The organism is Streptomyces sp. NPDC005485 (genome assembly GCF_040606085.1).
In the GTDB taxonomy this organism is placed as follows: Bacteria; Actinomycetota; Actinomycetes; order Streptomycetales; family Streptomycetaceae; genus Streptomyces.
This window is the reverse complement of sequence record NZ_JBEXDZ010000001.1, coordinates 36,795-48,056: the sequence shown is the minus strand read 5'-3', so window position 1 is coordinate 48,056 and position 11,262 is coordinate 36,795. Positions and strand designations below refer to the sequence as shown.

Annotated in this window: 15 protein-coding genes; 3 read left to right on the top strand and 12 right to left on the bottom strand. The window is 72.2% G+C overall.

Annotated elements, in window-relative coordinates:
• Positions 1-29: 29 nt before the first annotated feature.
• The gene (locus tag ABZS97_RS00295; protein WP_356131499.1) at positions 30-455 is read left to right on the top strand and encodes a hypothetical protein; all 426 of its coding nucleotides are present in this window, start codon (positions 30-32) and stop codon (positions 453-455) included.
• 33 nt (positions 456-488) lie between these two features.
• Here the strand turns inward: ABZS97_RS00295 and ABZS97_RS00290 are convergent, their stop codons facing one another.
• From ABZS97_RS00290 to tsaB, 4 genes are read right to left on the bottom strand one after another with little or no spacing between them, the layout of a single operon-like run.
• Positions 489-746: a hypothetical protein gene (locus ABZS97_RS00290; protein ID WP_356131496.1), complete on the bottom strand. Its 258-nt coding sequence runs from the start codon at positions 744-746 to the stop codon at positions 489-491.
• Complete coding sequence (tsaD, locus tag ABZS97_RS00285; protein WP_356131491.1) at positions 743-1,840, bottom strand: tRNA (adenosine(37)-N6)-threonylcarbamoyltransferase complex transferase subunit TsaD; 1,098 nt, start codon at positions 1,838-1,840, stop codon at positions 743-745. Before tsaD ends, ABZS97_RS00290 begins: the two co-directional genes overlap by 4 nt.
• Positions 1,833-2,333, bottom strand: a complete 501-nt coding sequence (gene rimI / locus ABZS97_RS00280) for a ribosomal protein S18-alanine N-acetyltransferase (protein ID WP_356131952.1) — start codon at positions 2,331-2,333, stop codon at positions 1,833-1,835. The genes tsaD and rimI overlap by 8 nt, the downstream gene beginning before the upstream one ends.
• A 17-nt stretch (positions 2,334-2,350) precedes the next feature.
• Positions 2,351-3,004: a tRNA (adenosine(37)-N6)-threonylcarbamoyltransferase complex dimerization subunit type 1 TsaB gene (tsaB, locus tag ABZS97_RS00275; protein ID WP_356131488.1), complete on the bottom strand. Its 654-nt coding sequence runs from the start codon at positions 3,002-3,004 to the stop codon at positions 2,351-2,353.
• A 122-nt stretch (positions 3,005-3,126) separates the two neighbouring features.
• Between tsaB and ABZS97_RS00270 the strand changes: the two genes are divergently transcribed.
• Positions 3,127-3,681, top strand: coding sequence for a hypothetical protein (locus ABZS97_RS00270; RefSeq protein ID WP_356131485.1), 555 nt, complete (start codon positions 3,127-3,129; stop codon positions 3,679-3,681).
• 101 nt (positions 3,682-3,782) lie between these two features.
• Here ABZS97_RS00270 and ABZS97_RS00265 read toward each other — a convergent pair whose 3' ends face one another.
• The 5 genes from ABZS97_RS00265 to ABZS97_RS00245 form a co-directional block, all read right to left on the bottom strand.
• Positions 3,783-3,944: a hypothetical protein gene (locus ABZS97_RS00265; protein ID WP_356131482.1), complete on the bottom strand. Its 162-nt coding sequence runs from the start codon at positions 3,942-3,944 to the stop codon at positions 3,783-3,785.
• A gap of 144 nt (positions 3,945-4,088) precedes the next feature.
• Positions 4,089-4,583 (bottom strand): tRNA (adenosine(37)-N6)-threonylcarbamoyltransferase complex ATPase subunit type 1 TsaE, encoded by a 495-nt coding sequence (gene tsaE, locus ABZS97_RS00260; protein WP_356131479.1) that lies wholly within the window; start codon positions 4,581-4,583, stop codon positions 4,089-4,091.
• A gap of 118 nt (positions 4,584-4,701) precedes the next feature.
• The gene (locus ABZS97_RS00255) at positions 4,702-5,940 is read right to left on the bottom strand and encodes an alpha/beta hydrolase (protein ID WP_356131476.1); all 1,239 of its coding nucleotides are present in this window, start codon (positions 5,938-5,940) and stop codon (positions 4,702-4,704) included.
• Positions 5,941-6,112: 172 nt separating this feature from the next.
• Complete coding sequence (alr, locus tag ABZS97_RS00250; protein WP_356131473.1) at positions 6,113-7,270, bottom strand: alanine racemase; 1,158 nt, start codon at positions 7,268-7,270, stop codon at positions 6,113-6,115.
• 54 nt (positions 7,271-7,324) lie between these two features.
• Positions 7,325-8,029, bottom strand: a complete 705-nt coding sequence (locus ABZS97_RS00245; RefSeq protein WP_356131468.1) for a L,D-transpeptidase family protein — start codon at positions 8,027-8,029, stop codon at positions 7,325-7,327.
• Between ABZS97_RS00245 and ABZS97_RS00240 the strand changes: the two genes are divergently transcribed.
• Positions 8,028-8,435, top strand: a complete 408-nt coding sequence (locus tag ABZS97_RS00240; RefSeq protein ID WP_356131465.1) for a hypothetical protein — start codon at positions 8,028-8,030, stop codon at positions 8,433-8,435. The genes ABZS97_RS00245 and ABZS97_RS00240 overlap by 2 nt on opposite strands.
• Positions 8,436-8,440: 5 nt before the next feature.
• On the opposite strand, the gene ABZS97_RS00235 is transcribed toward ABZS97_RS00240, so the two are convergent.
• The 3 genes from ABZS97_RS00235 to ABZS97_RS00225 are packed head-to-tail and all read right to left on the bottom strand — an operon-like array spanning position 8,441 to position 11,201.
• The gene (locus tag ABZS97_RS00235; RefSeq protein ID WP_356131462.1) at positions 8,441-9,874 is read right to left on the bottom strand and encodes an NAD(P)H-hydrate dehydratase; all 1,434 of its coding nucleotides are present in this window, start codon (positions 9,872-9,874) and stop codon (positions 8,441-8,443) included.
• Positions 9,875-9,920: 46 nt separating this feature from the next.
• The gene (locus ABZS97_RS00230) at positions 9,921-10,292 is read right to left on the bottom strand and encodes a holo-ACP synthase (RefSeq protein WP_356131460.1); all 372 of its coding nucleotides are present in this window, start codon (positions 10,290-10,292) and stop codon (positions 9,921-9,923) included.
• Positions 10,293-10,346: 54 nt separating this feature from the next.
• On the bottom strand, positions 10,347-11,201 hold the full coding sequence (locus tag ABZS97_RS00225) for a hypothetical protein (RefSeq protein WP_356131457.1): 855 nt from the start codon (positions 11,199-11,201) through the stop codon (positions 10,347-10,349).
• Positions 11,202-11,262 lie beyond the last annotated feature (61 nt).

Sequence of the window (11,262 nt, the reverse complement as noted above, 5' to 3'; positions counted from 1 at the left end):
ACTCGGCGATCTCCGTACAGGAGGTTGGGATGACGGAATCAGTGCAGATCAGAATCCGCACGGAGGTCGCCGGACTGACAGCGGATCACCCGGTCGCGCAAGAGGCTCTCGATGATTTCGCGAGTGACGCCCGGGAGGTGCCGGGCCTCTCCGTGGAAGAGGGAGGTGTGCCCGCCTCGGGCGCGAAGGGCGGCCCTTCTGAACTCCTCCTCGCGCCCGGGGCGCCGTCCGCCGCCTGGGCCGTGGTCAAACTCGTCGAACTCTGGTTGCGGCGTGACCGCTCGCGCTCGATGAAGATCACCATCCAACGAGACGGCGGCGAGGCGCTCGCGGTCGACGTCTCCGGTGAGCACATCTCCACCCAGGCCCTGGAGACGGGCATCGCCAAGGCCCTCGGGGAGGCCGCGGGCGCTGAGGCCACCGAGGAGGCCTCGGAGGAGACGAGCGAGACGTAGCGAAGGGAAGAGCCCCGGTGACGGAGGAGTCCGTCAGTCCCCGTCCACCGACTCGAACCGCCAACGGTGCACCGCCCGGGACACCAACTCACCGTCCGGTTCCGGGAGTTCGGGGAGCTCGGCGTCGTAGGCCGCGTCCCACCAGGTGATGACGAGGACGCGGTCCTGCGGGGCGCGGAAGGTCTCCCGGCGCAGGGGCTGCCCGTCCAGCTCCTGCTTCCGGGCCCAGGCCAGCAGGTCGGCGCCACGGCCGTCCAGGGCCCGGGCCTCCCACATCAGCGCGACGGTCACGAGTACAGGTTCTCCTTGCTGACCTCGTGCACATGGTCGTGCGAGTGACCGCGTCCCGGCACATGCGGGTCCGTCACCGGAAGCGACGAGTCCGCGGACAGATCCCAGTCCGAGGCGGCGCGCCCCCGGGCCACCATCTCGGCGCCCAGCGCGGCGACCATCGCCCCGTTGTCCGTGCACAGCTTGGGGCGCGGTACCCGCAGCCGGATGCCCGCGGCCTCGCAGCGCTCCTGGGCCAGCACCCGCAGCCGGGAGTTGGCGGCGACGCCACCGCCGATCATGAGGTGGTCGACGCCCTGTTCCTTGCAGGCGCGTACCGCCTTGCGGGTCAGCACGTCCACCACCGCCTCCTGGAAGGAAGCGGCGACATCACGCACCGGCACCTCCTCCCCCGCCGCCCGCTTGGCCTCGATCCAGCGGGCCACGGACGTCTTCAGACCGGAGAAGGAGAAGTCGAACGCCGGGTCACGCGGGCCGGTCAGGCCGCGCGGGAACGCGATCGCGGCCGGGTCGCCCTCCTTGGCGTACCGGTCGATGACCGGGCCGCCGGGGAAGCCGAGGTTCAGCACACGGGCGATCTTGTCGAAGGCCTCACCCGCCGCGTCGTCGATGGTCGCACCCATCGGCCGTACGTCGGAGGTGATGTCCGTGGACAGGAGCAGGGACGAGTGGCCGCCCGAGACCAGCAGGGCCATCGTCGGCTCGGGGAGCGGGCCGTGCTCCAGCTGGTCCACGCAGATGTGGGAGGCGAGGTGGTTGACGCCGTAGAGCGGCTTGCCGAGCGCGTAGGCGTACGCCTTCGCCGCCGAGACCCCGACGAGCAGCGCGCCGGCGAGCCCGGGGCCCGCCGTGACCGCGATGCCGTCCAGGTCGCGCGCGCTGACGCCCGCGTCCTTCAGCGCCCGCTGGATGGTGGGGATCATCGCCTCCAGGTGCGCCCGGGAGGCGACCTCCGGGACGACGCCGCCGAAGCGGGCGTGCTGGTCGACGCTGGACGCGATGGCGTCCGCGAGCAGGGTGGTGCCGCGGACGACGCCGACGCCGGTCTCGTCGCAGGAGGTCTCGATGCCGAGGACGAGCGGTTCGTCAGCCATTGATCTCTGTTTCCTGTACGGATGCGGAACCCGCGGCGGAGCCGCTGTCGGATGGGGTGGTGAGGCGCATGACCAGGGCGTCGATGTTCCCCGGCTGGTAGTAGCCGCGTCTGAACCCGATGGGCTCGAAGCCGAAGCGCTCGTAGAGCTTCTGCGCGCGGATGTTGTCCACCCGGCACTCCAGCAGCACCTCGGCGCACTCGAACGCGGTCGCGGCCCGCAGCAGTTCGGTCAGCAGCCGCGAGCCGAGTCCGGTACCCCACTGGTCGCGGGCGACGGCGATGGTCTGTACGTCGGCCAGGTCGCCGTTGGCGGCAAGGCCCGCGTACCCGAGCACCCGCTTCTCGGGCGTCTCCGCCACCACGTACCGTCGCGTCGCGTCCGGGCCCCGCGCGTGGGCCAGTTCGGACCAGAACATGCCCCGGGACCAGGCGTCCTCGGGGAAGAGTTCCTTCTCCAGTTCCAGCACGGGATCGAGGTCCCACCAGCGCATCTCGCGCAGCTCGGACGTCACTTGGGGGTGACCACCTTGTAGTTCTTGGGGACCTGCGCGTCGGGGCGGCGCAGGTACAGGGGCCGGGGCGCGGCCAGGTCCTCGCCCGCCGCGAGGCGTTCCGCGGCAAGGGCGGCGAGCGCGGCCGCCGAGACGTACTCGGGCGCGCGGACGTCGGGGAAGGTGTCGGGGTAGAGCAGCGCGCCGGCGCCGACGGCGGGCAGCCCCGCGACGGTCTCGGCGATCTCGGCGGGCCGGTCGACGGCGGGCTCCGTGACGCGCGTGCGCGCGTCCTCGTACCGCGCCCAGTACACCTCCTTGCGCCGCGCGTCCGTAGCGACGACGAAGGGCCCCTCGATCTCGGCCGCGTAGGCGAGCCCGTCCAGGGTGCACAGGCCGTACACAGGCACCCCGAGCGCGAGGCCGAAGGTGTCGGCGGTCATGAGGCCGACGCGCAGCCCCGTGTAGGGGCCGGGTCCGACGCCGACGACGACGCCGGTGACGGCGTCGAGCTTCAGCCCGGCCTCGGCGAGCACGCGGTCGACGGCCGGCAGCAGCAATTCCCCGTGCCGCCGTGCGTCCACCTGGCTCGAAGAGGCGACGACGGACGTGCCGTCGTGCAGGGCGACGGTCACGGCGGGGGTGGCGGTATCCAGAGCTAGCAAGAGCACGCAAACAGCCTACGGCGCCCGGGGCGGGAGCACGGCCGCCCGGGTCTGCCCCTTTCCGGCTGCTACCGTCACCACAAACGAGGTACAGGGTTCGAACGTGGTACGAGAGGTGGGCACACCAGGTGGCTAGGAGCAGCTCGGGATTCGTGGCCGGGCTCACCGTGGCGGCCGTCGCCGCAGTCAGCTTCCTCGCCTACCAGGCGTCGGCGAACGTCCCGGACAACCTGGGCAAGGCGCACGAGAGCGCGTCGCCCAAGGCCGCCACCTCGAAGGCCCCGCGGGACAAGAAGGGCCCGGCGGCGCTGCCCGAGCAGTCCGGCACCGGCGAGCGCGTCGTCTACTCCACCGGCGACAACCGTGTCTGGCTGGTCGGCGCGAACGGCAAGCCCCGGCGCACCTTCAAGGTCACCCCCAGCGCGGTCGACCCGACGCCCGCCACGTACCGGGTGACGTCCCGCTCGAACGCCGTGACCGGCTCCGACGGCACCCCGATCGAGCACGTCGTGCGCTTCGCGACCAGCCAGGGCGTGGCGATCGGCTTCAGCGCCGCCGTCAGCGGCTCGACCGGCGCGCCCGACCCGGCCGCCAAGACGGGCGGCATCCGCGAGTCCCGCGCGGACGGCGACGCGATGTGGGAGTTCGCGACGATCGGCCAGAAGGTCGTCGTCGTCCAGTAGGACCGCAACACACGCCACGACACGGCGCGACGGCGCGACCACGGCGCCATCACCGCACGTCAGTGCGGCAACACGGCGTGACGCCGATACCTCCGACAGCGTTACGCGGCCTTGCGGGGCTGCTCACTCCTGCGCGTCTCGGCGACGGGTGCCCGCGGCGGTGTGGACACCGCGTCGGCCGCCGCGCACGACGCCAGCAGATCCCGCATCGACACCGCGCCCGTCACGCGCGCCGGCGTCTCGTCTCGTTCCGATGCCGACATGGACGCCTCCTGGGGCCGGGGGCAAGCGTGGTTAGGTAGACCTAACTACGAGCTGGTATCCATGTGACCACGGCCGGGACGCCGTACGCAACATCTTGCCGACGTCTTGTCGGAACATTCATGTTCCGACTTCTCCGGCGACGGTCAGGCCGAGAGCACGCTCAGGTCGGCCGTCGTCCAGCGCTCCCCCAGCCCGGTGAGCGTGACGTGCCGTACCTCGTCCGTGGTGTCCCCGACCGCGCGGTGGATGACGACGTGCAGCCGGTCGTCGGTCAGCTCCTCGACCTTGCCCTCGCCCCACTCGACGACGATCACCGAGTCGGAGAGCGAGACGTCGAGGTCGAGGTCCTCCATCTCGTCGAGCCCGCCGCCGAGGCGGTACGCGTCCACGTGGACGAGGGGCGGGCCCTGGACGAGGGAGGGGTGCACGCGGGCGATGACGAAGGTCGGGGAGGTGACGGCGCCCCGGACGCCGAGCCCCTCGCCGAGCCCGCGGGTCAGTGTCGTCTTGCCCGCGCCGAGCTCGCCGTTGAGCATCACCAGGTCGCCCGGGCGCAGCAGCTTGGCGAGCCGACGGCCCAACTCCTGCATCTGTTCGGGGGAGTTGACGGTGAGGCGAACGGTGACGCCGCTGGGCATCGGGGCATGTGATGTTGCGATTTCTTCCATCGTCACTCACTTGCAGTAGTACACTGGTCACGCCCCGCAAGGGGCCGGTTCGGGCTGGACCGCAGTCGAAGACTGGAAGCCACCTCCGTCAGGAGGAGGCGGAGTCACAGCCACCCACGGTAGCTGTGGTTGGCATCGCCCCCGTGCGGGCGAGCAGATCGGCGAGGCGGTCTATGACGACTATCGGGTGCTCCAGCATCACCAGGTGTCCGGCGTCCGGCACCAGTACCAACTCCGCGGCCGGCAGAGCGTCCGCGATCGCCTCGCTGTGCTCGCTCGGGGTCACCATGTCGCCGACCCCGGCCAGCACGAGCACCGGCAGCTCGGTGAAGCGCGCCAGGGCTTCCGTCTTGTCGTGCTCGGTGAACGCCGGGTAGAACTCGGCGACGACGTCGATGGGCGTGCCCTCGATCATCCGCTCGGCGAACCTGGCGACCGCCGGGTCCACGTCCCGGGACGCGAACGAGTACCGCTTGATGATCCCCGCGAACAGGTCGGCGGTGGCCCGCCGTCCCCGCTCCACCAGCGCGGCCTGCTGCCCCAGCGCCTTCAGTACGCCGGGCAGTACGCGGCGCACCGCGTTGACGCCCGCGACCGGCAGCCCGAAGTTGACCTCGCCGAGCCGGCCCGAGGACGTACCGACGAGAGCGACGCCGACGACGCGGTCGCGAACCAGTTCGGGGTAGTGGCCGGCGAGCGCCATCACGGTCATGCCGCCCATGGAGTGTCCGACCAGCACGATCGGGCCCTCGGGTACGGCGGCGTCGATGACCGCCTTCAGGTCGCGGCCGAGCTGGTCGATGGAGACCGGTGTGCCGTCCTGCACCTGGCCGACGCCCCGCCCGGAGCGGCCGTGGCTGCGCTGGTCCCAGTGCACGGTGCGTACGACACCGCGCAGCGCCGCCCGCTGGAAGTGCCAGGAGTCCTGGTTGAGGCAGTAGCCGTGGCTGAAGACGACGGTGACGGGAGCCGGGGCCTTGCGCCCGAAGAGCCTGCGGCGGCGCGGGGTGAACGTCGCGTCCTGCTCGATGTCGTCGATCTCGTAGTACAGCTCGGTGCCGTCGTCGGCGTACGCCTTGCCGGGGGTGCCGCGCAGCGAGCCGAAGGGGCCGGTCGAGTCGAGGGCGAGCCGGGCCTTGGCGCGCATGCCGCGGCCGACGGTGAGCCGCTCCAGCGCGACACCGGCGGCGGCGCCCGCGGCGACCACGCCTATCGCGGCACCGGCGAGACCGGCCCTGCGCCAGGTCCCGACGGCTCCCGCGTTCTGGGCGGCGGAGGCGGCCGCCGTGACGGCGCTCGTGACCGCCTCCGCACTGCTCTCGCTCACGTACCGCTCCTTTTCGCTGGAGTCACTGAAATCACTGGAGTCACCGGACCCGCTGGAGTCACTGCGCTCACCGGAGCCATCGCAGTCACCTGGACCGCCTGAGTCACCGAAGCAGCCGTGGCCACTGGAGTCCGCTTCCCGGCACGCGCCGGGTCGTACACCTCTACGAGGGCTACCTGTTCTGTTCCTCGTTCACATTCACGTAGACGCGGGGGACGCGGGTTCCGATGCGTGTGACGATTTCGTAAGCGATCGTGCCCGCGGCCTGAGCCCAGTCCTCGGCGGTGGGTTCGCCGCGGTCGCCGGGCCCGAACAGGACGGCCTGCGCGCCCGGCTCCGGCTGGTCTCCCCCGAGGTCGACGACGAACTGGTCCATCGCGACCCGGCCCGCGACCGTGCGCCACTTGCCGCCGACCAGCACGGGGCCGGTGCCGGAAGCGTGCCTCGGGATGCCGTCCGCGTAGCCGACGGGGACCAGGCCGAGGGTCGTTTCGCCGGGGGTGACGTAGTGATGTCCGTAGCTGACGCCGTGACCGCCCGGGACCTGCTTGACCAGGGCGAGGGACGCGCTCAGCGTCATCACGGGGCGCAGTCCGAAGTCGGCCGGTGTGCCGACCTCGGGACCCGGTGAGATGCCGTAGACCGCGATCCCGGTGCGGACGAGGTCGAAGTGGGACTCGGGGAGCGTGAGTGTGGCGGGCGAGTTGGCGATGTGCCGCACCTCGGGGCGGACGCCCTGCTCCTCGGCGTACGCCACCATCGCGCGGAAGCGGGTGAGTTGGGCCTGGATGGAGGGGTGGCCCGGCTCGTCGGCGCAGGCGAAGTGCGACCAGAGGCCGGTGATGGTCACCAGGCCTTCGCGCTCGGCGCGCAGGGCCTCGGTGACGAGGTCGGGCCAGTCGCCGGGCTGCGAGCCGCCGCGCCCGAGGCCCGTGTCGGCCTTGAGCTGGACGCGGGCGGTCCGGCCGGCCTCCCGGGCGGCCGCGGTGACCTCGCGCAGGGCCCACAGGCCGCTGAGCGACACGTCGATGTCGGCCTCGACGGCCTCTCGCCAGGGGCCTCCGGGTGTCCACAGCCAGCACATGATCCGGCCGGGCAGGCCCGCCTCGCGCAGCGCGAGGGCCTCCTGGGGTGTGGCCGTGCCGAGCCAGCCGGCGCCCGCCTCGACGGCCGCGCGGGCACACGGAATCGCCCCGTGGCCGTAGGCGTCGGACTTGACCACGGCCATCAGGGCCGCGCCCGGCGCCTGGGCGCGCAGGCTCCGCACGTTGGCCCGCAGGGCGGCCAGATCGATCTCTGCGCGTGCGCGCAGTGGTGCTGTCTCAGTCATCGCGCCCCCAGTGTCTCAGAGGCGTCCGACAGCGCCCCTACCCGTCCGTACGCCTCATGTGCCGGACCTGCGCCCCCACACGTACACCCGGTCGCCCTTCTTGAGGACGCGCCACAGTGTGCGGGCGTCGGCGAGCCGCAGGTTCACACAGCCCCACGAGCCGTTCGGGTCGTAGATGCTGCCGCTGATGGCGTGGAAGGCCTGTCCCCGGTCGAAGAACTGGCTGTACGGCATGGGGCTGTGATAGATCGACGACCAGTGGTTCCTGTGCTTCCAGTAGACGCGGTGCCACCCGGTCCTGGTCCGGTACCCGGCCCGCCCGCTGCGCATCGGCGCGGGCCCCCACAGCACCCGCTTCCCCTTCTGCACCCAGGTCAGTTGCCGCTTCAGATCCACGCAGGCGATGCGGTACGACCGCACAGGGCACCTCCGTGCGGCGTTCGGGTTCTTCCTGGCGGAGATCAGCCGCATGGTGCCCCAGGTGACGGCTCCCGCGAAGCCGCTGTCGGGCTTGATCCCGTGCCGCCGCTGGAACGCGCGCACGGCGACGCAGTCACCGCCGGACTGCCTTCCGTCCACCCGCAGTTTCAGCCACCGCTCGACCTGCCGCTGGTAGGGACCGGTCCGGCCGGTGCAGGCCGCGGCGCCGGCGCCGCTGTGCGCCACGTCCGCGGGCGGAGCGGCGCCCAGGGTCAGGGCGGCGGCGAGGACCAGGCCCGTGACGGCTCCTCGGCGTCGCGTGCCCTCTCGTACGATCATGCGTTCTTTGGTCACGGGTTCAGGGAATCGCTGTGAGCCTCCGAGAGGGTCGCGGCACGCGGCAGCCGCCGCCCGGGTCACCCGACGGGCGGCGGCGGGGACGAGCCGGGCCGCACCAGACCGCTCCGGCAGGCGGCGGCCTGCGCCCGTCGCGCACCCCGAGCTCCGCGGTGACATCAACAACGGCGACGTCAAGACCGACATCAACGGTGGAGTGTTCTCGCTGGTCGGTTCCGAGGCCGGCATCGTGTCCCTGTGGGACAAGGACGACTTCGACCCGGACGACCACCTCGGGGACTGGCACATCAGTCCCTCGGAGGCGAACAAGGGCGAGCGGCCGGCCGAGTTCCGCGGCGACGGCTCGCACTACCAGCTCACCTACGAGGTGCGGCCGGACAACTGGTAGGCCTCCTACCGCTGTACGTCACGCCAGGCGTCCGGGAGCGCCCCGGCGATCCCGGACGCCGTCAGCGGGGCACCGTCGGCGGCGTAACGCCCGGCAAGTCCGTGCAGGTACGCGGCGACGGATCCCGCGTCGCGGGCGTCGAGTCCGGCCGCGAGCAGCGCTCCGGCCAGGCCCGAGAGCACATCGCCACTGCCTGCGGTGGCCAGCCACGGGGTGCCGGTGGGGTTGACCCGCACCGGTCCCCTGTCCGCGTCGGCGACCAGCGTCGTCGAGCCCTTGAGCAGCACGGTCGCCCCGTACCTGGCGGCCAGTTCGCGCACCGAGTCGAGCCGGGCCGCCTCGACCCGTTCGCGCGGGACGCCGAGAAGTGCGGCCGCCTCACCGGCGTGCGGGGTGAGCAGGGTGGGAGCGCGCCGGGCCCGTACGGCGTCGGCGTCCAGGCCCCGCAGCCCGTCCGCGTCGACGAGCACCGGCACGTCCGACGCCAGCACCTCGTCGGCGCCGGTGCCGTCCCCGAGCCCGGGCCCGACCACCCAGGCCTGCACGCGGCCCGCCTTCGCCGGGGAGCCGTCGGAGACCAGGGTCTCGGGGAAGCGGGCGATGACCGCCTCCGCCGCCGAGCCGACGTAGCGGACCGCACCGGCGCCGCCGTGCAGCGCGCCCGCGACGGCGAGTACGGCCGCGCCCGGGTAGCGCGCCGAACCGGCGACGACGCCGACGACGCCGCGGCGGTACTTGTCGCTGGCCGCGCCGGGTTCCGGCAGCAGTTCCGCCACGTCGGCGTGTTGCAGGGCCTCCAGGTCCGGCTCCGCCGACAGGGCGCTGCGCAGGCCGATGTCGACGAGCCGCACCGCCCCCGCGTACTCCCGTGCCGGGTCGATCAGCAGTCCCGGCTTGTGCGTACCGAAGGTCACCGTCAGGTCGGCCGGGAGGGCGGCGCCGCGCACCTCGCCGGTGTCGGCCTCGACGCCGCTCGGCAGGTCGACGGCGACGACGGCCGCGCGGGCGTCGGCGGCGAGCTCGGCCAGGGGGGCGGCCTCGGGGCGCAGGCCACCCTTGCCGCCGATGCCGACGATGCCGTCGACCACGAGGTCCGCTCGCTGCATCAACGCCTCGGCGGCACCGGGCTTTACCACTCTGCCGCCGGCTCGCCGCAGCGCGGTCAGGCCCTCGCCATGGGTGCGCTCGGGGGCGAGCAGTACGGCGCTCACGCCCGCGCCACGACGGGCGAGCCGGGCCCCCGCGTACAGGGCGTCGCCCCCGTTGTCCCCGCTGCCCACCAGCAGCACGACCCGGCTGCCGTAGACCCGGCCGAGCAGGTCGGCGCAGGCCGCGGCCAGCCCGGCGGCCGCCCGCTGCATCAACGCGCCCTCCGGAAGCCGGGCCATCAGCTCCCGCTCGGCCGCCCTTACCGTCTCCACGCTGTACGCAGTCCGCATGGCGTCGAGTCTGCCCCGTAAACGTCCGTGGCCGCACCCGGGCCGGTCAGCCCTCGGCCACCACCACCGCCGAGGCCACCCCGGCGTCATGGCTCAACGACACGTGCCACGACCGCACTCCCAGCTCGGCCGCCCGCGCCGCCACTGTGCCTCCCACCCGCAGGCGGGGCTGCCCGCTGTCCTCGACGTACACCTCGGCGTCCGTCCAGTGCAGGCCGGCCGGGGCGCCGAGGGCCTTCGCCAGGGCCTCCTTCGCGGCGAACCGGGCGGCGAGCGAGGCGATGCCCCTGCGCTCGCCGCTCGGCAGCAGCAACTCCCGTTCCAGGAAGAGCCGTTCGGCCAGCCCCGGCGTACGCTCCAGCGACGCGCGGAACCGGTCGATCTCGGCCACGTCGATACCGACCCCGATGATGCTCATGCCTGGCACCTTACGGGCACGGGGCAGCGGTCCCGACGCTCGTCGAACCCCTACCTACTGGACGTCGACAAAGTCACCGGTCGCCTTCACAGAGCCCGTGGTGGTCGTGCCGGCGAAGCTGAAGCGGTAGTAGCCGTCGACGTTGGCCGTGGTGGTGGTGTTCAGGGTGCCGGTGCTGCTGGAGGTGACCGTCTTGAGGGTGGTGTAGGTGTCGCTGCCCTTCTTGCGGAACTGCAGCTGCGCCGGCTGGGTCGCGTAGCCCGCGTACTTGCTCGTGGCCCAGTTGGCGCGGCTCAGCTTCCCGGTGACCGTGACGGTTTTGCCCTTCTTCACCGGCTCCGGGGAGGCGTTGACGCTCAGCGTGGCGGCGCGCTTGAGCTTGGTGGTGGCGACGTCGTCGTTGTAGCTGGCGTTGGCGTAGAGGTCGTAGGCGCCGAGGAACAGTTTCCAGGTCCCGGCAACGCCGTTGCCGTCCTTGAAGTCACTGGCGGGGTCGATGTTGAAGACGGCCTTGCAGCTGTAGACGCCGAGTTGGGTCGTCGACTCCGTGCAGACGGGGTCGTCGTCCGTCCCCAGGGAGCCGGTGATGTCGTCCACGTTCGAGCTGTCGGTGCCCTGCCACAGGAATGCCTCGGTGAGGGCGATGCCGCTGTCGTTGGAGGCGGTGTACGTCACGGTGACGGACTTCTTGGCGCTCACACCGAGGACGACGTCCTTGCCGGCGTTGATGACCGCGTTCGTGAACTTGGTGGCGCCCAGCGAGTCCCTCGGCTGAACGGCCTTGGAGGCGAAGGATCCGAGCTTCGCCGTCCCGTCCGCATGCTCCGCCGCCTGGGCGGTGGCCGGAAGAGCGAGCGCGGAAAGAACAGCAGCGCTGGAAAGAGCGACGACAGCGGCGCGTACACGCATGAAATCCCCCACAGTGAAGTCGAAAGGCCCCGCCGAACCATCCCCCCGGCCAGGCCTGTTG

Excerpts from the sequence above, each read along its gene's own strand:
- ABZS97_RS00295 (WP_356131499.1), top strand. The coding sequence starts at position 30 with ATGACGGAATCAGTGCAGATCAGAATCCGCACGGAGGTCGCCGGACTG.
- tsaD (WP_356131491.1), bottom strand. The coding sequence starts at position 1,840 with ATGGCTGACGAACCGCTCGTCCTCGGCATCGAGACCTCCTGCGACGAG.
- rimI (WP_356131952.1), bottom strand. The coding sequence starts at position 2,333 with ATGCGCTGGTGGGACCTCGATCCCGTGCTGGAACTGGAGAAGGAACTC.
- ABZS97_RS00265 (WP_356131482.1), bottom strand. The coding sequence starts at position 3,944 with ATGTCGGCATCGGAACGAGACGAGACGCCGGCGCGCGTGACGGGCGCG.
- tsaE (WP_356131479.1), bottom strand. The coding sequence starts at position 4,583 with ATGCCCAGCGGCGTCACCGTTCGCCTCACCGTCAACTCCCCCGAACAG.
- alr (WP_356131473.1), bottom strand. The coding sequence starts at position 7,270 with ATGACTGAGACAGCACCACTGCGCGCACGCGCAGAGATCGATCTGGCC.
- ABZS97_RS00240 (WP_356131465.1), top strand. The coding sequence starts at position 8,028 with ATGCGTTCTTTGGTCACGGGTTCAGGGAATCGCTGTGAGCCTCCGAGA.
- ABZS97_RS00245 (WP_356131468.1), bottom strand. The coding sequence starts at position 8,029 with ATGATCGTACGAGAGGGCACGCGACGCCGAGGAGCCGTCACGGGCCTG.
- ABZS97_RS00235 (WP_356131462.1), bottom strand. The coding sequence starts at position 9,874 with ATGCGGACTGCGTACAGCGTGGAGACGGTAAGGGCGGCCGAGCGGGAG.
- ABZS97_RS00230 (WP_356131460.1), bottom strand. The coding sequence starts at position 10,292 with ATGAGCATCATCGGGGTCGGTATCGACGTGGCCGAGATCGACCGGTTC.
- ABZS97_RS00225 (WP_356131457.1), bottom strand. The coding sequence starts at position 11,201 with ATGCGTGTACGCGCCGCTGTCGTCGCTCTTTCCAGCGCTGCTGTTCTT.